The sequence below is a fragment of the Enterococcus sp. 12F9_DIV0723 genome (assembly GCF_002174375.1).
Classification (GTDB): domain Bacteria; phylum Bacillota; class Bacilli; order Lactobacillales; family Enterococcaceae; genus Enterococcus_A; species Enterococcus_A gilvus.
In genome coordinates this window covers 2,720,666-2,740,966 of the sequence record NZ_NIBK01000001.1, presented here as the reverse complement: position 1 = coordinate 2,740,966, position 20,301 = coordinate 2,720,666, and the positions used below count along the sequence as shown (strand labels likewise).

Sequence of the window (20,301 nt, the reverse complement as noted above, 5' to 3'; positions counted from 1 at the left end):
TGATACAATAAGGCAGAACCGTCGAGTTAAAGCTATTTAGGGGGAATGATGTCATAATGCTAGAGTACAAAGACTTCGAAGAAAAGACGATTGAACGTAAAGAATTGTTTAAGGGGAAAATTATTGACGTCTATTTAGATGATGTTTCCTTGCCCATGGGAGGAACAGCAAAACGTGAATTGGTTTTTCACCATGGTGGTGTGGGAATCATCCCGATCACAAAAGAGAATAAAATGATCATGGTCAAGCAATTTCGCAAACCGTTAGAAAAAGTAGTTTTAGAGATTCCAGCAGGAAAAATCGATCCTGGCGAAGGGCAGCATCCTGAAAAAACAGCGGTACGTGAGCTAGAAGAAGAGACCGGTTATCGCACTGAGAACTTGATGTACATAAATGAAATGTATTTATCTCCGGGATTTTCGAATGAGAAGCTATATATTTACACGGCAACCGATCTAGTAAAAGTCGAAAATCCAAAACCACAAGACGAGGATGAAGTCTTAGAACTGTATGAGCTAACGATGGAAGAAGCGAAGCAAGCCATTCACGACGGATTGATTTGTGACGCAAAAACAATCTTTGCAGTCAATTATTGGGAATTGATGCACTATAGAAAGGAAGATCACGCATGAGCCAATCGCCTCTGGTGACGCGCAGCGAATTGAGAAAGCGAAAAGAAGAGCAGGAACGTTTGGCAGAGGAACAACGGAAAGACGCTGAACGAACGTATGAAAAAAGGGAAAAAGAAATCAGCTCTGTTTATCGTAAAGAACTGAAGAAAAACAAGCCAGTCACAAAATCTCGCAGCAGTGAACGAGTGAAGCAAAAAGAACGCAGCAGTTTTTTAAATAAAGCGATAATTGTGGTCTTATTACTTTTAATCGTCGTTATGTTAGCAGTATTCTTTATTTGATCCTTAACTAAACACAACTATATTAAGAAGAAATAGGGGAATGAGTTATGAAAATCGGTATTATCGGTGCAATGGAACCAGAAGTAAAGGCGTTAAGAGAGAGCTTGGATCACCCGTTATCTTGGGAACAATCAGGCGCGTTGTTTCTCTCAGGAGGTTTAGGGAATCATGAAGTGATCGTTGTTCAATCAGGTATTGGGAAAGTGTTGGCATCCATCACAACATCTGTTTTGATCCAGCAATATAAAGTCAATATGGTCATCAATACTGGTACAGCCGGCGGAATCGGCGGCGGTCTTGCTATCGGCGATCTAGTGATTGCTGACAGAGTTGCGTATTTTGATGTAGACGCTACGACCTTTGGCTATAAGATCGGACAAGTCCCAGGCATGCCGCTTTATTTTGAAAGCTCCACGTATCTAAAAAGTGAGATGCTGGAAGCAAGCAAAAAACTAGAGCAGGCAGCACATGTGGGACTGATTGTTTCAGGTGACACCTTTGTCAGCAGCCCATCAAAAATTTATGAAATCAAAGCCGCATTTCCAGATGCACTGGCTGTCGAAATGGAAGGGGCAGCGATTGGGCACACAGCCGCACAATTTGGCATTCCGTTCTTGATCGTGCGTGCGATCAGTGATACAGCGGACAGTGAAGCGACGGAGACTCATGAAGAATTCGTGAATCGCACAGGCACACTTTCTGCACAATTGGTCATGGAATTCGTGAACCATTTAAAATAAAAGGATTCATTGATAAAACGAGGAGGCATCACGATGCGTGCATTACTTTCGATTGATTACACCAATGATTTTGTCGCAACCGATGGAAAATTAACGACAGGCGAAGCAGGTCAAGCGATTGAACAAGCTTTAGTTGACCGAACAAAAGACTATTTTCAGCAAGGGGATTTCATCGTTTTTGCGATCGATGGGCATGACCCAAACGATCACTACCATCCTGAAAACAGCTTGTTTCCCCCTCACAATGTGATTGGAACGAGCGGGCGTGATCTATACGGTTCGTTAGCCGCATTTTATCAAGCCAATCAAGCAGAAAAAAATATTTACTGGATCAATAAACGCCATTATTCTGCTTTTAGCGGAACGGACTTAGACATTCGTCTGCGGGAGCGCGGCATTACAGAGCTTTGTTTAACCGGTGTTTGTACAGATATTTGTGTGCTGCACACTGCTGTGGATGCTTATAATCTGGGGTATCAGCTCGTAATACCAGAGAATGCCGTTGCCAGCTTTGATGCGACCGGTCATGCTTGGGCATTGAACCATTTTAAACATACACTAGGGGCAACACTTATCTAGATAAAAGAACCGCAAACGAAAAAAATCGTTTGCGGTTTTTTCTAAGCTAGATAGGTTGGAATAAATGTAGTGAAATCCTCGATCACCCCATCGGAGGCTAAGCCTTCCGATTCGAAGATCCCGCGATTTTTCCCATCGGGGTCAATGGCAACAATTGTTCCTATCCCCGCACTATGAGCGGCTTGTAACCCTGAATAGGAGTCTTCGATGACTAAGCAATTTTCAGGAGCGACGCCGATTTTTTTCGCGGCGATCAAGAATATATCTGGAGCAGGTTTACCAGGAAAGCTGCCATCATGGTAAACTATCTTTTCGTAATCGAACCAGATGCCTAGGTCTAAATAGTCAAAATAGAAGTCCATATTGATTTTCGGTGAGGCAGAAGCAATGGTCATTGGACTATTCTTTTTCTTCAAATAGTCCAAGACTTCTTTCAGCCCTTTTGTAAATTCTTTATGATCAGAGCTGTTTAGAACGGTTTCTCGATAGTACGCCTCTTTTTCATCCGATAATCGTTGGATTTCTTCATCTGTTAAATTTTTTGAGATAAAATTGCGAAGGACGACATCATTGGTTTTACCATGCAGATTTTTTAAAATGTCTTCCTCGGTCACTTTGCTGTCTGAATATTTTTGAATCAACTGCAGCCATGCCGCTTCATGAAGATCAGAATCCATAAACATTGTTCCGTTAAAATCAAAAATGATCCCTGTCATGTATAGCCCTCACTTTTTTCAAGATACTCTTAGTTTAGCATGTTTTGAAAATAGTAGATGAAAAAGATAGTATTATTTGCAACTTCAAATCAATCGTTTTATAGTGATGAAGAATAATTAATGGAGATGAACATCATGTTGGATTATTTAGTCATTGCGCTGTTTGCTTTTGCGGGAGGAACAGCGCGGTATTGGTTAGGCGTGTGGATTCCTTCAGTGGGCGGATTTCCACTTGGAACACTTGTTATAAATTTGATCGGCTGTTTTATTTTTAGCTGGGTCGTCAAGCATATTTTGAGTGATATTGACGTATCCGCTCGTTTGGTCTTAGGGGTCGGTGTTGGTTTCTGCGGGGCACTAACGACCTTCTCGTCTTTTGCCTTGGATACGATGAAACTGGTTCAGTCTGGAGAAATTGGTTTGGCATTTCTTTATTTGCTGCTGTCATTTATCGGCGGGTTGGCGATGACCGTGCTCGGTGAAGCCATCTACCACAGAAGGGTGGGAGAAGAATGATCGAGACGTTATTGGTTGGCAGCGGGGCAGCGATTGGCGCGATGCTGCGTTTTGCTCTGAACAATTACTTTGAGCCTCAGACCAAGCGGCTGCCGAGGGCGACTTTTTTTATCAATTTATCAGGAAGCTTGCTATTAGGTATTTTTTTTGGTGTGCACTTGTCTGATCCCGTCTATTTATTTTTAGGAACAGGGATCATGGGAGGCTATACGACATTTTCTACTTATAATTTTGAATTGTTTGTCTTATGGAAACATGATCGCCCCATGTTTTATCGCTATTTATTCGGCTCTTATGGCCTAGGATTACTATTGAGCTTTGTCGGTATCGTGATCGGCTCAAAAATTTAGAAAATAAGTCACAGAAAACGCTGTGGCTTATTTTTTATTCTCTCTGAAAGAGTTCGGCAGCTCATGGTATGTATCTTTGAATTGTTTGTAAAAATGGCTGCGGTTTTTGAGACCGATCATTTCGATAATGGTATAATCTTTTTATTTTTGGAAGGCCGCTTATTATTTATCTGGAGAGAAAGTCATGAAATATTTTGCTCAAGCAGAGTTACTTATTGGAGAGAGCTTTAGAAGCAAGTCCTATAAAAAGTGAAGGTTTCGACTGTTGCTGCCAATACAGACAGTCGACCCCTTTTTTTGCTATTTCTGCTGATTTTCCAGCAAGAATTTACAATCAGAAATCATAGAAAACGGTTTCTTTTTATGGGATAATCAATTGTGAAATACAACACAATGAAGGAGAGATACTAATGGTAGTCAATCGAATGATTTTGAACGAAACCTCTTATTTTGGCAAGGGTGCAATTCAGGAGGTAGCCAATGAGGCGAAAAAACGCGGGTTCAAAAAGGCACTAGTCGTGACAGACAAGGATTTATTGAAATTTGAAGTGGCAACAAAAGTTACCGCACTTTTAGATGAAGCAACATTGAGTTACGAAATTTTTGATGGGATCGTTCCGAATCCTTCGATCGAAGACGTACAGGCTGGGGTCAAGGCTTGTCAAGCGGCTGGCGCGGATTATCTCGTGGCGATCGGCGGCGGATCACCTATCGATACGGCCAAGGCGATCGGGATCATTAGCACCAACCCTGATTTTGCAGATGTCATCAGCTTAGAGGGACCCGCAGATACGAAAAATCCTGCGTTGCCGATACTGGCGATCCCGACAACTTCTGGAACGGCTGCTGAAGTAACGATCAATTATGTCATCACGGACAAAGCCAATCAACGGAAATTTGTTTGTGTCGATCCTCATGATATTCCAGTGGTGGCTTTTATCGACAGTGATATGATGATGGGGATGCCCACAGCGTTATGTGCGGCAACTGGTATGGACGCCTTGACCCATGCGATCGAAGGGTTCATTACAAAAGGTGCGTGGGAAATGACAGATATGCTGCACATCAAGGCAATTGAGATCATCAGTCATGCGTTGCGTGATTCCGTTGCGGGAAATCAAGAAGCCCGAGAAAAAATGGCTTTGGGTCAGTATATCGCTGGGATGGGCTTTTCTAACGTTGGATTAGGTCTCGTCCATGGAATGGCACATCCATTATCCGCTTGGTACGATACACCACATGGGGTAGCGTGTGCGACATTGCTGCCATTGATCATGGACTTCAATAAAGATTATACTGGTGAAAAATATCGTGAGATCGCCGTGGCAATGGGTGTGAAGGATGCGGCTGAACTGCCGTTATCAGAAGTTCGCGATGCGGCAGTCCAAGCGGTGAAGCAGCTAGGTATTGACGTGGGGATTCCTCAAAGTCTGACTGAGATCGGAATGAAAGAGGCGGATGTTCAAAAAATTGCAGAAGATGCTTTCCGGGATGTCTGCTCACCAGGGAATCCGCGGGATGCAACAGTAGAAGAAATCAGCGAGCTTTACAAATCAATGTTGGATTAAAGCGAAATGGCTATAAGGAAAAGAGGGAGTGCCAATCGGCGCTCCCTCTTTGTAGTCACTGTTTTATTTGTCTTCTTCAGGAATCTTATTGTCTAAATCTGTACGAACGATCAAGACGTCGCAAGCGGCGTTGCGAATAACGTATTCCGATACGGAACCGATAAATAAACGTTCTACTGCATTTAATCCTGTAGCACCCAGCATGATCAAGTCAATATCGTTGTTTTCCGGGATTTGATTGGCGATCATCACTTTTGGTGCGCCGTATTCAATGACCTTGCTGATATTTTTGACGCCGGCTTTTTTCGCTTCAGCTTCATAATCACCTAAGGTTTGCTTCGCCATATCCGTAGCCTGTTCTGCAAGAACATTATCGAAAGAAGAAACTGTTTGGAATGCACGCGTATCAATGACATGAGCGAGTAGTAATTCTGCCTGATTTCGTTTCGCTACATTCACTGCTTTTCTGAATGCTAATTCCGCTTCATTAGAACCGTCAACTGCCACCATGATTTTACTGTATTCTTGATCCATCGTTTCCCACTCCTTTTCATTTCAAAGAATCCATCCTTCTGTAGAAAAACGATTTCCATACTATCTAATTAAAAATCGTTTCACTTCTAAAGAATTGGATCAGTATCCGTTTCTCATCTTTATTTTAAATCAAAAGACTCGAAAATGGTACTGTTACCCTTTTTTTGTTTTTGCGCCCATCAATAAAGCAAAGATCGCTGCAACCACTAAAAGCAGGATCAAATACATCATCGAATAGGAACGGTTGTTCATCACACCGACCAATAGCGCCATGATCCCTAAAACGGCATAGATAATTCCAAATTGACGTAAGAAGCTGCGTGCTTCAGTTTGTGTTTCTTTACTAAAGAGAACTAATAGCCCCTGTGGTTTTTTGATCAAGTAATAACTGCAAATTAATAAAATAAGCGCAAGTAAAAATAATAAAATGCGAACCATTTTCTTCCTCCAATACAATAAAAAGCAATTTGCAGTTCGCAAATTGCTTTCATTCCATAAAAAAATGGAAAATTCCGTCGATGCCGTTATTCGCCCGATAGTATTGATCCCGCAAAATCTAGCAGGTGGGTTCCATGGTCTAAGCATCGAACTACCAAATGAAAAGGCATGTTACCAACTTTGACACAAGACGGATCCCAAGATATCAATAAAAATGTTCGGTCAACACTGAAATGGGCAACGCGCACATCACAGAACTTCCATCTCAATCATAGCATAGTCATTATAGAGACGCAACGAAGTGGTCTTTTAGAACACATCTGAAAAGGTTCGAGCCACTCACATCTTCTATACCTATATAGTATGAAAAAGAAGGCGGTATGTCAAAAAAAATTACTTATTTATTTAATTTATATTTTTACATTTTTATTTGATTTTTTAATTGTTGAAAGCAGACAAAGCAACACGATATATTTGACTTTTATAAATGAAAAGAAGACGGATCGAACGGAATCCAAAATGATTTTGTTGAAAAAGAAACAAAAACACCTTAAAATAGTCTTGCATTTACGAATGGTTAATAAAAAGTCCAGCGCAATGACTAGGGGGATCGAGTATGAACAAAAGAGAAGAGGTTCTGGAAGGCTTCAGCGAAGTGTTTAACAAGCGGGCCTGGTTAGATAAGGTAAAAATGGAAAAAGCTTTGGCAGGATATGCTGTTTCCGAAGTACATTGCATCGAATTTATTGGTAAACATGAAGACCCAAACGTTACAAAAATGGCGGAATCTATGTATATGACTCGTGGGGCCATCAGTAAGCTGACGAAAAAAATGCTGCAAAAGAAGTATATTGAAAGTTACCAAAAGGCGGATAATAAAAAGGAAATTTATTTTAAGCTGACTGAAGAAGGACAAAAGGTCTTTGATATTCATGAGCAGCTTCACCAAGAATTTGAAGATCGCGACGAGGTTGTTTTTGAACCAATTACTGACGATCAATACGATGCCTTCTTAACATTTCTCGCACGGTATAACCAACATTTGGATTCAGAAATCAAGAAACAAGGGATCACAACTCACTGATTTGAAGCAGTCATTCGCGACTGCTTCTTTTTTTTTGATTTAATTTTGTTGACAAGGAAACAAAGAGGCTGTATAGTTTCCTGGGAAACAAAAAAGACCGCTATTCGACAAGGGGAAGAATAGACATTTCAATCAAATCCATAACAATAAGAAAGGTGTTTTCTATGACTCAATCACATTCAAATAAATTACCAAAAGAAGTATTATCTGCTGCCTGGGCGATTGCTTTAGGCGCTATTGCCCCAATGCTGGACTCAACGATGGTGAATATCGCCATTGATCAATTGACCAGAAATTTTCACACGAACTTAGCAACGATCCAATGGGCGATCACGGGCTATGTCTTGGCGTTAGCCATTGCCGTACCTATCGCAGGTTGGCTGATGAATCGTTTTGACGGAAAGAAGATTTTCATTGCTGCCGTCATTCTTTTCGGTTTCACCTCTGTTTTAGCAGGTATTAGCTGGAGTGTTACGAGCTTCATCGTTTTTCGTCTGCTTCAGGGGTTTACGGCAGGGATCATTACGCCCTTGATGTCAACCCTGTTAGTTAAAACGGCAGGTCCCGAAAATATCGGACGCGTCATGGCGATCGTCAGTACGCCAATGATCTTTGGACCGATCCTTGGTCCTGTATTAGGCGGGTTCATCGTTCAAGCGGCATCATGGCGCTGGATCTTCTTTATCAATGTTTTCATCGTTCTCATCGCGGCACCTTTAATGATGCGAACATTGCCCGCTTTTGAACCATTTAACCGAGAAAGTAAATTGGATATTTTCGGTATTCTTGATTTATCAGCGATGAGCGCCGCGTTGATTTACGGTATTACAAAAGCTGCGGATCATGCAACGTTCAATAATAGCGAATCCTTGACTTGGACAGGTATCGGCGTGCTGCTCTTGATCGCCTATATCTTCTACGATCGGTATAAAGGGCACAAGACGGTGTTGCCGCTAACAATCTTTTCTCATCGCAGCTTCAAAGCATCAAGTGTCGGTCTGTTTTTCGCCAACATCGCTATTATGGGCCCCATGCTTATTTTGCCACTATTTTTCCAAAATTTCCGTCATTTTTCCGCGATGGAGGCTGCGATTGCCCTAATTCCCCAAGGAGTGGGGATGTTAGTCACGCGTCCATTGATCGGGAAAATGATCGATCAGCTTGGTGCAAAATATGTTGTGATCGTCAGCTTGGTCATTTCTTTAGTTGGGACGATCCCACTGCTGTTTGTCACCGATCAAACGAATATGATTTGGATCGCGCTGATCCTGTTCATCCGAGGAACAAGCTTTGGCGGCATCAATTTACCGTTGACCAGCGATGCGTATACAGGCTTAGCGGATGAAGAATTGCCTGACGCAGGTGTAGGTATCAATATTATTGAAAATCTAGGATCAAGTGTTGGTTCAGCGATGATCGCTACAGTAGTGGCTACGGTATTGCAAGGAGCTCAGCCAACGGTTGCCCATGAGCTGGCCGCCTATCATGCGGGCTTTCTCGTCTCAGTCGTTGTCTTAGCATTGCTCTTCCTGCCGAGTCTCTTCCTAACGAATAAAACAACAGCCTCTGCTGATAAGCACACGATTTAAAAAAACAGGCGTCAAGCCCGAAAGCTTGACGCCTGTTTTTGCCTCTTTATAAAAGAAGAACTTATTTCTTCTTTTTCCATTCTTCGATTCGTTGGTATTGCTGTCCGAGAGCCTGCTCATACTTACCGGTAGATTTAGGTTCATAGTAATGGGCATTCTTGATTTTGTCTGGTAAATATTGCTGATCAACCCAGGCATTCTCAAAACTATGCGGGTATTGGTAGCCGATGCCGCGGTTCAACTCCTTTGCCCCTTTGTAGTGACTGTCTCGTAAATGGTCAGGTACTTCTCCGGCATTCCCCATTCGGATATCTGTGATCGCCGCGTCCAATGCGGCATAGGCAGAATTCGATTTAGGGGACAAGCAAAGATCTACGACTGCATCCGCCAAAGGAATCCGTGCTTCGGGAAAGCCTAATTTTTCTGCTGCTTGGACTGCCTGGACGGTTCGAGCGGCTGCGGCGGGATTTGCCAAGCCAATGTCTTCATAACCGATGACCATCAACCGACGGCAAATAATCGGCAGATCCCCCGCTTCGACTAATCGGCCCAAATAGTGCAATGCGGCATTCACATCACTGCCGCGAATAGACTTTTGAAAAGCAGAGATCACATCATAATGGGCATCGCCATCCTTATCATGAGTCAAGGCTTTCCGTTGAACACATTCTTCGATGATCGAAAGCGTCAAATGAATTTTTTCTTCAGTATCTTTAGGTGTGGATTTTGTCGCTAATTCTAATCCATTCAGTGCGCTTCTTAAATCGCCATTTGTTGCGCGAGCCAAATGAGTCAATGCATCCTCATCTAGTTCCACAGGATACTCTCCAAGTCCGCGCTCCTTGTCTTTTAAAGCTGTCTTAACTGCGGAGATAATATCGTACTCATCTAACGGCTTTACCTCAAAAATCTGCGTTCGACTTCTAATCGCGGGATTGATTGTGATATAGGGATTTTCGGTGGTAGCCCCAATCATGATGATGCGGCCGCTTTCTAAATGAGGCAGTAGAAAATCCTGTTTGGTTTTATCTAAGCGATGCACTTCATCTAACAATAAAATAACTGTCCCGCTCATTTTTGCTTCTTCGGCGACGATCTGTAAATCTTTTTTTGCGTCCGTAGCCGCATTCAACATTCGAAACGCATAATTTGTTGAGCCAGCAATGGCGCTTGCGATACTGGTTTTTCCTGTGCCTGGCGGTCCATATAAAATCATCGAAGAAAGCATTCGCGCATCAACCATGCGCCGAATAATTTTTCCGGGACCAACTAGATGCTGCTGCCCGACAACTTCGTCTAAGTTGCGTGGGCGCATACGATAAGCTAACGGCTGTTGCATGAGAAACCTCCTTGAAAGAATGAATAATACTATTTCAGTTGCGATGGTTACGAGTAAAAAGCAGATTAATTACGAGTTTTAATAAACTGCGAAAAGCAGAACTGGCAGCTAGCTCAGAGTAAGGTATCTATTTTCGTACGCTTAGCATCCAACGAAACAGTTCTTCTGATGTTTACATTTAACAAAGTGTGTTCACGTTGAATTTAGTAAACTGCGAAAAGTTGGACTGGCAAATGTATGTTCTCATTATAGCATTTTTTTGGTGAGGGTGCTTTGTTTGGATATGTTAGAGAAGGGGAGGGAGTTCTATTGTTCGACTAGAAAGATTCCTTTGTGTTTGCTGAGTTTTGGTCGTTGAGCGTAGCATGCGGCAGGATTATTGTGTATCATGTAGAAGGTGAGAAAAATGGAGCAGTTAATTGATTATTTTAATACAGAAACGACGGAAAATGTGGCGCGCTATTTATTGGGAATGTATTTAGAGCATGAAACGCCTTCTGGGACATTAGGTGGCTACATCGTTGATTGTGAAGCCTACTTAGGGCCAGAGGATGAAGCGGCGCATAGTTACGGGATGCGTGCGACTCCTCGTGTACGTGCCATGTATGAAAAGCCGGGAACGATCTATTTATACACGATGCACACGCATTTGATCTTAAATATGATCACTCAGCCTGAAGGAACGCCTCAAGGTGTAATGATCCGAGGGCTTGAACCGGTTGATGGCGTGGCGCAAATGATCCGCAATCGTCATGGCAGAGCGGGAGCGATGCTCTCCGACGGTCCGGGGAAATTAGTGGAGGCACTAGGAATCACTCGTGAATTATATGGCGACTCTATTTTTACAAGTAGCCTGCATTTGGTTCCTGAAAAACGACGGATTCCTAAAAAAATCGAGGTTCTTCCACGCATCGGCATACCCAATAAAGGGATTTGGACGGAGAAACCTCTGCGTTTTGTTGTTTCTGGAAATCCTTACATAACCAATCAACGCAAAGCATTACTAGAAGAAAACAATGGATGGAGGAACTAAAAATGGCAAAAGAGACCATGATTACTTATTTAGACAAATACTTGAACAAAAAAATTCCTGATTATGAACTAGCACTGGATTGGGATACGCGAAACCACAGTTTTGAGATCGCTTTTCGCATTTATGGAGAGAATAAAGAACAGATTGAGATCGATGATGTAGATGGCGTGGCTTCAGAGGAGGAAATCATTGAGTTTGAAGACGCGATCGTATTAGTCGATCCGACTAAATCTGACTACGATACAGAGAATTATTTGGCAGTGATTCCTTACGAAGGCAAAAAAGGCATGAAGAAAAATGAACTGACCGCTGTCGTAGACTATTTGAAGGACGTGATTGAGGAAGGCCAGAGCGATTTGCTAGACTTTTTAGCGGATGATAGTGAGGACGCGGTTTTTGAAATGAACTGGGACGATGCGGTATTCAAGGCGACGATCAAACCAACCGACAGCAGCTATCTGCCATATCCAAGTTATTAAGGGGCGAAAAAAATGAAATGGAATGAAGTAAAGGTAACGACAGAAAGCGAAGCAGTAGAAGCTGTTTCGAATATTTTGATGGAGGCAGGGGCATCAGGTGTAGCGATTGAAGATGCCTTGGATTTTGAGAATTATCAAGAAGATCAGTACGGGGAATTGCTGGATAAAGAGACTTTTTCAAGCTTGACCGAAGGGGCCGTCGTGATGGCGTATTTTCCAGAAACGATCTTTTTACCAGAGATTTTGCCCTTCATTAAAACAAAGATTGAAAAACTCCCTGAATTCGGCTTGAACATCGGAAAAAATCTCCTAGAAGTCAGTGAAGTGGAAGAGAGTGACTGGGCGACGGCTTGGAAGAAATATTACCATCCAGTTCGCGTGACTCGTTATTTGACGATCGTTCCAAGCTGGGAGAATTACGAAGCGCAACACGAAGATGAAAAAATCATCACCTTAGATCCCGGCATGGCGTTTGGAACAGGGACGCATCCGACAACGAATCTGACGCTGCAGGCGCTGGAAACAGTGCTGCGCGGTGGGGAAACGGTCTTGGATGTTGGTACAGGTTCGGGTGTATTGAGTATCGCGAGTTCCCTTTACGGCGCACAAGAAATCTATGCCTATGATTTAGATGAAGTTGCGGTGCGTTCAGCACAGGAAAACGTAGACCTCAATGCCCATACAGAAAATATCCACGTGTCTGCGAATAATTTATTGGTGGGTGTAGAGCAAGAAGCCGATGTTATCGTGGCAAATATTTTAGCAGACATCATCGTCCTAATGATCGAAGATGCGTGGCGCTTATTGAAATCAGAGGGCACCTTTATCGTCTCTGGAATCATCGAAGATAAAAAAGATATGGTATTAGAGGAAATGTACGCACAAGGCTTTGAAGTTGATCGAATCTTCCAACAAAAAGACTGGTTCGCTATTATCCTGAAGAAACCAGAGGAAGAATAAGATGCAACGTTATTTTATCGATCAAGCGTATCAACCTGCTGTGACAGTTACGGGAGAGCCGCACCATCATATGTCTCGTGTGATGCGGATGACTGTCGATGACCAAGTCTTTCTTGTCTTCAACGACCAAACAGCGATCAAAGCCAAAATCATTGCTATGGATAGTGAGAAAGTGATGCTGGAAGAGGTTGAAAAAGAACGCCTAGAGCGTGAGCTGCCGATCCAGATCACGATTGCCAGCGGATTTCCTAAAGGTGAGAAACTGGAACTGATCGTTCAGAAGGGGACAGAACTTGGTGCGCATGCCTTCATTGCCTTTCCAGGAGAAAGCTCTGTGGCGAAATGGGATACGAAAAAGCAGCAAAAGAAGCAGCAGCGATTAAACAAAATCGCGCAAGAAGCAGCGGAGCAGTCCCATCGCCAAGCGTTGCCCACTGTTCACTTTACTTCTGAAAAAGAGTTGACCACTCGTTTTTCTGAATACGATGCCGTGCTGATCGCCTATGAAGAATCCGCGAAGCAAGGCGAGCAGGCGCAAGTTGTCCAAACGTTTCGAAGCTTGAGCGCAGGACAAAAACTATTGGTCGTTTTTGGTCCAGAGGGCGGCTTGACGCCGAAGGAAATTGACGCGTTTCAAGCGGCAGGAGCGAAACTATGCGGTTTAGGGCCAAGAATATTACGGACAGAAACGGCGCCTTTTTATCTTTTAAGTGCGGCAAGTTTCTATTATGAGCTGCAACACTGATTTGATTGAAAAAGCTTACGAGAGTTTGTATAATAAGAGCAATCATTTTCAAAAAGAGAGTGGAATAAAAGCGTTCGGGTTCATAAAGTAGAAAGAAAATTACAGAAAATGTTCTTGCTGATTGAGAAGTTCGTTTTCATTCCGAATGTTTTTTTGTATTCCAGTCACTAAGAATAAGGGGGAACGTCACATGGCAAAAGAAGTTGAATTGACTGGTCCTGACGTCATCAGGATGGTCAGTACTTACATGGGAAAAGAGCACGTGGCGTTTGTACAAAAGGCATACGACTTTGCTTATGAAGCCCATAAGCCCCAGGTTCGCAAATCAGGAGAACCCTACATCATCCATCCGATCCAAGTCGCAGGTATTTTGGCTGACTTACATATGGACCCGCATACTGTTGCGACAGGCTTTTTGCACGATGTGGTAGAAGACACACCCGTAACATTGGAAGATTTGAAGGTTGAATTTGGGGAAGACGTGGCCTCGTTAGTGGATGGCGTTACCAAATTAGGGAAGATCAAATACAAATCTCATGAAGAACAATTAGCAGAAAATCACCGTAAGATGCTTTTAGCGATGGCACAAGATCTACGGGTCATCATGGTCAAATTAGCCGACCGTCTGCACAATATGCGTACACTAAAATATTTACGTGATGACAAGCAACGCCGCATCGCTCGTGAAACGCTAGAAATTTATGCACCGTTAGCGGATCGTTTAGGGATGAGCCGGATCAAGTGGGAACTAGAAGATACTGCCTTGCGCTATTTGAATCCAAAGCAATATTATCGGATCGTTCACTTGATGCGCAGTAAGCGTGACGAACGTGAAGGCTTTGTGGACGAAGCTGTAAATGAAATCAAAGAAGCGACAAGAGAATTAGGGATCGAAGGCGATATTTACGGTCGTCCGAAGCATATTTATTCCATCTATCGTAAAATGCGGGATCAAAAGAAACAATTTGATGAAATTTACGACCTGTTGGCGATTCGCGTAATCGTGGATTCGATCAAAGACTGTTATGCAGTCCTAGGGGCGATCCATACCAAATGGAAGCCGATGCCAGGACGCTTTAAAGACTACATCGCCATGCCAAAGGCCAATATGTATCAGTCGTTGCATACGACGATCATTGGACCAAGCGGCAACCCAGTGGAGGTACAAATTCGGACCCATGAGATGCATCAGATCGCTGAGTTCGGGGTTGCGGCTCACTGGGCATATAAAGAGGGAAAAACGGATAAGACAGAAACAACACAGGACAACAAGCAACTGGACTGGTTCCGTGAAATTATCGAATTGCAAGATGAAAGCTATGATGCCTCAGAATTTATGGAGAGCGTCAAGGGCGATATTTTCAGTGATAAGGTGTACGTCTTTACACCAAAAGGCGACGTAACTGAACTGCCAAAAGGTTCTGGTCCGTTGGATTTTGCTTATAGTATCCATACAGATGTCGGAAATAAAACCACAGGTGCTAAGGTCAATGGCAAGATGGTCCAGCTAGATTATAAACTGAAAAATGGCGATATCATTGAGATCATGACCTCAGCTAATTCCTTTGGACCAAGCCGCGACTGGTTGAATCTAGTCAAAACCAGCAAAGCAAAAAATAAAATCAAACGGTTCTTCAAGACACAGGATCGAGAAGAAAATGTATCAAAAGGCCATGATGCTGTAATTAAGTGTATCAATGACTTAGGGTTTGTTCCGAAAGAAATGCTGACGAAGGACAAACTTTCAGACGTGTTGGATAAATTTAATTTCCACAGTGAAGAAGACTTATATGCGGCCATTGGATTTGGTGAAATCAGTGCATTGACCTTCGCCAATCGTTTGACGGAAAAAGAACGCCGAGAACAAATGAAGCAAAAACAGCGAGATGCTGTAGATGAGATGGTCAGCAGTCCAAAAGAACCAGAAAAAATCAAAGTTCGTCATGAAGGCGGCATCGTCATTCAAGGCATCGAGAACCTCTTGATTCGGATCAGCCATTGCTGCAACCCTGTTCCTGGGGATAACATCGTCGGGTACATTACAAAAGGTCGAGGAATCTCGATCCATCGTGCCGATTGCCCAAATATTACGAAACAAAAAGATATCCAGCAACGATTGATCGAAGTAGAATGGGAAGATACTTCCAATTCTGTTCAAGATTACAATGCCGACCTAGAGATTTACGGCTTCAATCGTGACGGGTTGCTGAATGATGTCTTGAATATCGTGAGCGGCATGACTAAGAAATTAGTGAGTGTTGAAGCGAAGCCAACGAAAGATCGTTTGGCGCTCATCAACTTGACGTTTAAAATTCAAAACTTGAATCATTTGTACTCGATTGTTGATAAAATCAAGACTGTCCCGGATGTTTATAGTGTGAAACGGACGAAGGGATAGAAGAAATAGGAGGGCACTATGCGAGCTGTTATTCAACGTGTAAGCCAAGCCAGTGTAACGATCAATGAGACGGTTATCGGAAAGATCGACCATGGCTTCATGATCCTTTTAGGAATTCATGAAGAAGATACACAAGCAGATGCGGATTATTTGATTCGGAAGATTCCGCTGTTGCGCGTATTTGAAGATGAAGAAGGAAAAATGAACCAGTCTTTGCAGGATGTTGGCGGCAGTGTTTTGAGCGTTTCGCAATTTACACTCTATGGGGACACCAAAAAAGGCAATCGTCCGAGTTTTGTAAAAGCTGCTCGTCCAGAAACCGCGATCCCCTTATATAACTATTTCAATGAAGGCTTGCGTCAAGCGGGGCTAACGATAGAGACGGGAGAATTCGGCGGTGACATGGATGTCGCGCTGATCAACGATGGACCGGTCACGATCTTGTTTGATACAAGAGATAAATAACGAACGAAGTACAAAAGTTTAACGGCTTTTGTACTTTTTTTGTATCCATTTGGGTAGAAATGAGCGATAATTGAACAAAATAGAAGGAAAAAAGATTTCAGTTCCACTTTTCGCAGGATACTGGCTGAACTAGAAAAAAGCCAAAAATAAATCAAGATAAGCTCAAACGCGTTTAGAGGAATGACATACGGATGAAACTCAAGCTCATTTTTCTGGAAGAAAAATGAATACATTAATTTGAAGAAGGAGTCGAATACATGGAAACACGGATTGAACAGGATTCAATGGGCCCGATCGAGGTGCCAAAAGAGGCGTGGTGGGGAGCACAAACCGAACGCAGCAGGCAGAATTTCAAAATTGGCGGAGAAAAAATGCCGCAAGAATTATTGCATGCGCTCGTGTTAGTAAAAAAAATGGCTGCGATCGCCAACCAGCGGACGGGAAAACTAGAAGCTGAGAAGGCGATGGCTATTCAAAAAGCAGCGGATTTGCTATTGAAGGGTGAGCACTGGGAGGAATTTCCGCTAGTGGTCTGGCAAACAGGCAGCGGCACGCAGAGTAACATGAATGCGAATGAAGTTATTGCACATCTAGCGACTCAGAATGATTTGGCGATACATCCGAATGATGATGTCAATATGTCCCAGAGCTCCAATGATGTTTTTCCGACAGCGCTTCATATAGCCGGAACATTCACGATCGAACGAACGTTGTTACCAGCGATCCATGAGATGATCGACGTGTTAGAAGCGTTGGAGGAAAACAATCAGCACGTGATCAAGATCGGGCGGACCCATTTGCAAGACGCGACGCCGGTCACTTTTGCGCAAGAAATCAGCGGGTGGCGCTCTGCATTGGAGCACAACGAAAATATGCTGATCCATAGTTTAGACGAATTGCGCCAGTTGGCGATCGGAGGAACGGCAGTAGGTACTGGGTTGAACGCGTCAAAAGCGTATGAAGAAGCCTTTATCGAAGCGATAGGTGAAGAAACAGGGATACATTTTACCAGTGAAAAAAATAAATTTCATGCGTTAGCCAATCGTGATGCCGTTGTATTTGCCAGCGGCGCGCTAAAGGCCTTAGCAGCAAACAGCATGAAAATGGCGAACGATATCCGCTGGCTGGCAAGCGGACCTCGCAGCGGCTTAGGCGAGATCACCTTGCCAGCCAATGAGCCGGGAAGCTCGATCATGCCAGGGAAAATCAATCCGACACAATGTGAAGCTTTGGCAATGGTCGCGGTACAGGTCATGGGCAATGATACGGCGATCGGTGTGGCGGCATCACAAGGGAATTTTGAACTGAATGTTTATTTGCCTTTGATCGCGTTTGATTTATTGCAAAGCGTCCGATTGTTAGCAGATGCTCTCCATTCCTTCACTGAAAACTGTCTGAAGGGATTGGTCGTAAATGAAGAACGGATGGCGGAGCTTTTGGAGAAGTCGTTGATGCTGGTGACGGCATTGAACACACATATCGGCTACGACAAAGGGGCTGAAATCGCGAAGAAAGCATTTAACGAAGGAACCACATTGAAGGAATCCGCGTTATCTTTAGGCTATGTGACGGAGGAAGAATATGAGTGTTGGGTACGACCAGAAAAAATGATTGGAGATACGATTGATGACTATTTATGATGAAGCGTTGACTGCGCATAGAAAATGGCACGGAAAAATCGAAGTGACAAGTAAAGCCAAAGTACGAAACAAAACAGACCTGTCCTTAGCCTATACACCAGGCGTGGCAGAGCCCTGTCGGAAAATCGCAGAGGATAAAAACAAGGCCTATGATTACACTTGGAAAGGCAACAGTGTCGCCGTGGTTACCGATGGGACGGCTGTCTTGGGGCTGGGAGACATCGGACCAGAAGCCGCATTGCCGGTGATGGAAGGAAAAGCATTGCTTTTTAAGGAGTTTGCCGGTATCGATGCAGTGCCAATCTGTTTAGATACAAAAGACCCACAAGAAATTATCCAAATCGTCAAAGCCATCGCGCCGACCTTTGGAGGGATCAACTTGGAAGACATCAACGCTCCCCGCTGTGTAGAAATCGAGCGGGCGTTGATCGAAGCGCTGGATATTCCTGTCTTTCATGACGATCAACACGGGACCGCAGTTGTCGTGACTGCGGCATTGATCAATGCGTTGAAGCTGGTGAAAAAGGAACCACAGGATCTAAACGTTGTGATCTCAGGAACTGGTGCAGCAGGTAGTGCGATTATTCATATGCTTGTCGATCTAGGCGTGAAAAACATCATTGCCTTCAATAAAGATGGCGCATTGAATGAGCAGATGTCCAATGCGACCTTCGTTGAAAAGGAAATTTTACATTTGATCACGCCTAAGGATTTTACGGGCACGATGGCAGAAGCATTTGTTGGAGCAGACGTTTTTATCGGTGTATCTGCACCAAATCTAGTGACGAAAGAAATGGTAGCCTCTATGAATGAGGGGAACATCGTTTTCTCTATGGCGAATCCTGAACCAGAAATCACCTACGCAGAGGCAATCGCTGGCGGAGCTTCTGTGGTAGGAACCGGTCGTTCCGATTTTCCAAACCAAATCAACAATGTGCTCGCTTTTCCAGGATTGTTTCGTGGGGCCTTCACAGCAGAAGCAAAACGGATCACCCCCCGCATGAAGCTTGCCTGTGCCCATGCGATCGCGGATTCGATCCCTTACTCGGAATTAACCTCTGACTATATCATTCCATCGGCTTTCGATGAAAATGTCGTCGATTTAATCACCTTAAAGGTCGCAGAAGCCGCAAGACAAGACGGCGTGACAAGGTCATAGAAAGGCTGTTCTATCAAGGGTAGAAAGAACTTTCTATCGACTTTTTGGCACAATTGAAGTAATTTTGATTCATGAAATTCAAATTATTGAAGGTGAGCGATGAGGGAATGGAAATCAGTCAACGAATCAAAAGCGAACGGCAGGCAGCGGAATGGACACAGGAACAATTAGCCGATAGAATTTTTGTATCAAAACGAACGATCTCAAATTGGGAAACAGGGAAGACGATCCCCGATATTGAAAGCGTGTTGCGTTTATCAACAATTTTTAAACTATCTTTGGACGACCTATTGGTGGATGATTCAGATGTGGTGAAAGAAATCAAACGAAAAGAAACGATCGCAAAATTGTCCGTTTTGTATTTTGTAGGGCCTATACTGACCGCGTTACTCTTATTAGTCGTGATTTTTTTACCAGAAGATATTCCTCATCGCGAACTGACCCATTATATAGTGATGGCGGCCGCAGCAAATTTTATTACAATGTTTGCTTTCCAATTTAAAATAGATCGATTAAAAGGAAAAGAGGTTGATCTAGATCAACAGCTCAAACAAGGAATCATTGCGGGTGCTGGGTTGATTATTTCTTTTTGTATTTTTCTTATAGTGTTGCATTTTTTATAAAGAAGGAGTCAGTATATGAGTAAGATTTTTAAAATGAGCTTTGCGTCCATCTATCCATTGTACCTTCAGAAAGTCGAGAAAAAAGGACGCACGAAAGAAGAGCTCGACCAAGTGATTTATTGGTTGACAGGCTATGATGAAAACGGGCTGCAGCAGCAATTGGATACAGGCGTTGATATGGAGACCTTTTTTGCGGAAGTTCCCCGATTAAATAAAAATACAGCCTTGATAACAGGCATGATCTGCGGTTATCGCGTAGAAGAAATTGGCGATCCCTTGATGCAAAAAATTCGCTACTTGGACAAGCTGGTCGATGAATTAGCCAAGGGCAAGAAGATGGAAAAAATTTTACGAAAATAAGGAAGGCAGCGAGTCGAGGGGGACTTGCTGTTTTTTGATTTATTTTAGGTTATTAAATCAGTTTCCAATAAAT

Annotated in this window: 23 protein-coding genes and 1 other RNA gene; 19 read left to right on the top strand and 5 right to left on the bottom strand. The window is 43.3% G+C overall.

Annotation, left to right across the window (positions count from 1 at the left end):
- Positions 1-56 precede the first annotated feature (56 nt).
- From A5868_RS12880 to A5868_RS12865, 4 genes are read left to right on the top strand one after another with little or no spacing between them, the layout of a single operon-like run.
- The gene (locus A5868_RS12880; protein WP_086303240.1) at positions 57-632 is read left to right on the top strand and encodes an NUDIX hydrolase; all 576 of its coding nucleotides are present in this window, start codon (positions 57-59) and stop codon (positions 630-632) included.
- A complete protein-coding gene (macP, locus tag A5868_RS12875; RefSeq protein WP_086303241.1) occupies positions 629-913 on the top strand; it encodes a cell wall synthase accessory phosphoprotein MacP in 285 nt (94 codons plus the stop codon). Before A5868_RS12880 ends, macP begins: the two co-directional genes overlap by 4 nt.
- A 47-nt stretch (positions 914-960) precedes the next feature.
- A complete protein-coding gene (locus A5868_RS12870; RefSeq protein WP_086306445.1) occupies positions 961-1,653 on the top strand; it encodes a 5'-methylthioadenosine/adenosylhomocysteine nucleosidase in 693 nt (230 codons plus the stop codon).
- Between the two features lie 33 nt (positions 1,654-1,686).
- Positions 1,687-2,232 carry a cysteine hydrolase family protein gene (locus A5868_RS12865; RefSeq protein WP_010779663.1) on the top strand — a complete coding sequence of 182 codons (546 nt, stop codon included), beginning with the start codon at positions 1,687-1,689 and terminating at the stop codon, positions 2,230-2,232.
- 41 nt (positions 2,233-2,273) lie between these two features.
- Here the strand turns inward: A5868_RS12865 and A5868_RS12860 are convergent, their stop codons facing one another.
- Positions 2,274-2,948 carry an HAD family hydrolase gene (locus tag A5868_RS12860; protein ID WP_086306446.1) on the bottom strand — a complete coding sequence of 225 codons (675 nt, stop codon included), beginning with the start codon at positions 2,946-2,948 and terminating at the stop codon, positions 2,274-2,276.
- A 135-nt stretch (positions 2,949-3,083) separates the two neighbouring features.
- Here A5868_RS12860 and crcB point away from each other — a divergent pair, with 135 nt between their 5' ends.
- The 3 genes from crcB to fucO all read left to right on the top strand — a co-directional run bounded on the left by crcB (position 3,084) and on the right by fucO (position 5,382).
- Positions 3,084-3,464, top strand: coding sequence for a fluoride efflux transporter CrcB (crcB, locus tag A5868_RS12855; protein ID WP_010779665.1), 381 nt, complete (start codon positions 3,084-3,086; stop codon positions 3,462-3,464).
- Positions 3,461-3,814, top strand: coding sequence for a fluoride efflux transporter FluC (locus A5868_RS12850; protein ID WP_086306447.1), 354 nt, complete (start codon positions 3,461-3,463; stop codon positions 3,812-3,814). Before crcB ends, A5868_RS12850 begins: the two co-directional genes overlap by 4 nt.
- A gap of 410 nt (positions 3,815-4,224) precedes the next feature.
- The gene (gene fucO / locus A5868_RS12845) at positions 4,225-5,382 is read left to right on the top strand and encodes a lactaldehyde reductase (protein WP_010779667.1); all 1,158 of its coding nucleotides are present in this window, start codon (positions 4,225-4,227) and stop codon (positions 5,380-5,382) included.
- 63 nt (positions 5,383-5,445) lie between these two features.
- On the opposite strand, the gene A5868_RS12840 is transcribed toward fucO, so the two are convergent.
- The 3 genes from A5868_RS12840 to ssrS form a co-directional block, all read right to left on the bottom strand.
- A complete protein-coding gene (locus tag A5868_RS12840) occupies positions 5,446-5,916 on the bottom strand; it encodes a universal stress protein (protein WP_044926304.1) in 471 nt (156 codons plus the stop codon).
- Positions 5,917-6,069: 153 nt separating this feature from the next.
- Entirely contained in the window at positions 6,070-6,354 is a 285-nt protein-coding gene (locus A5868_RS12835) for a hypothetical protein (RefSeq protein ID WP_010779669.1), read from the bottom strand.
- Between the two features lie 67 nt (positions 6,355-6,421).
- Positions 6,422-6,615: non-coding RNA, 6S RNA (ssrS, locus tag A5868_RS12830), on the bottom strand.
- A gap of 355 nt (positions 6,616-6,970) precedes the next feature.
- Between ssrS and A5868_RS12825 the strand changes: the two genes are divergently transcribed.
- Both A5868_RS12825 and A5868_RS12820 read left to right on the top strand, forming a co-directional pair.
- Positions 6,971-7,438, top strand: coding sequence for a MarR family transcriptional regulator (locus A5868_RS12825; protein ID WP_010779670.1), 468 nt, complete (start codon positions 6,971-6,973; stop codon positions 7,436-7,438).
- Between the two features lie 164 nt (positions 7,439-7,602).
- Entirely contained in the window at positions 7,603-9,027 is a 1,425-nt protein-coding gene (locus A5868_RS12820; protein ID WP_086303242.1) for an MDR family MFS transporter, read from the top strand.
- Positions 9,028-9,088: 61 nt separating this feature from the next.
- On the opposite strand, the gene A5868_RS12815 is transcribed toward A5868_RS12820, so the two are convergent.
- Complete coding sequence (locus tag A5868_RS12815) at positions 9,089-10,366, bottom strand: replication-associated recombination protein A (RefSeq protein WP_010779672.1); 1,278 nt, start codon at positions 10,364-10,366, stop codon at positions 9,089-9,091.
- 406 nt (positions 10,367-10,772) lie between these two features.
- On the opposite strand from A5868_RS12815, the gene A5868_RS12810 reads away from it, so the two are divergent.
- The 10 genes from A5868_RS12810 (at position 10,773) to A5868_RS12765 (ending at position 20,228) form a co-directional block, all read left to right on the top strand.
- Entirely contained in the window at positions 10,773-11,399 is a 627-nt protein-coding gene (locus tag A5868_RS12810) for a DNA-3-methyladenine glycosylase (RefSeq protein WP_010779673.1), read from the top strand.
- Positions 11,400-11,401: 2 nt separating this feature from the next.
- Complete coding sequence (locus A5868_RS12805) at positions 11,402-11,878, top strand: DUF3013 family protein (RefSeq protein WP_010779674.1); 477 nt, start codon at positions 11,402-11,404, stop codon at positions 11,876-11,878.
- Between the two features lie 12 nt (positions 11,879-11,890).
- Positions 11,891-12,838, top strand: coding sequence for a 50S ribosomal protein L11 methyltransferase (gene prmA, locus A5868_RS12800; protein ID WP_010779675.1), 948 nt, complete (start codon positions 11,891-11,893; stop codon positions 12,836-12,838).
- 1 nt (position 12,839) lies between these two features.
- Positions 12,840-13,583: a 16S rRNA (uracil(1498)-N(3))-methyltransferase gene (locus A5868_RS12795; protein WP_010779676.1), complete on the top strand. Its 744-nt coding sequence runs from the start codon at positions 12,840-12,842 to the stop codon at positions 13,581-13,583.
- A gap of 190 nt (positions 13,584-13,773) precedes the next feature.
- The gene (locus A5868_RS12790; protein ID WP_010779677.1) at positions 13,774-15,981 is read left to right on the top strand and encodes a RelA/SpoT family protein; all 2,208 of its coding nucleotides are present in this window, start codon (positions 13,774-13,776) and stop codon (positions 15,979-15,981) included.
- An 18-nt stretch (positions 15,982-15,999) separates the two neighbouring features.
- Positions 16,000-16,446: a D-aminoacyl-tRNA deacylase gene (gene dtd, locus A5868_RS12785; protein ID WP_086303243.1), complete on the top strand. Its 447-nt coding sequence runs from the start codon at positions 16,000-16,002 to the stop codon at positions 16,444-16,446.
- Positions 16,447-16,703: 257 nt separating this feature from the next.
- Positions 16,704-18,086, top strand: a complete 1,383-nt coding sequence (gene fumC / locus A5868_RS12780) for a class II fumarate hydratase (RefSeq protein ID WP_086303244.1) — start codon at positions 16,704-16,706, stop codon at positions 18,084-18,086.
- Entirely contained in the window at positions 18,073-19,245 is a 1,173-nt protein-coding gene (locus tag A5868_RS12775) for an NAD(P)-dependent malic enzyme (RefSeq protein WP_086303245.1), read from the top strand. Before fumC ends, A5868_RS12775 begins: the two co-directional genes overlap by 14 nt.
- A 71-nt stretch (positions 19,246-19,316) precedes the next feature.
- Positions 19,317-19,868, top strand: a complete 552-nt coding sequence (locus A5868_RS12770) for a helix-turn-helix domain-containing protein (RefSeq protein ID WP_254908249.1) — start codon at positions 19,317-19,319, stop codon at positions 19,866-19,868.
- Between the two features lie 15 nt (positions 19,869-19,883).
- Positions 19,884-20,228, top strand: a complete 345-nt coding sequence (locus A5868_RS12765) for a DUF2200 domain-containing protein (RefSeq protein WP_086303246.1) — start codon at positions 19,884-19,886, stop codon at positions 20,226-20,228.
- Positions 20,229-20,301 lie beyond the last annotated feature (73 nt).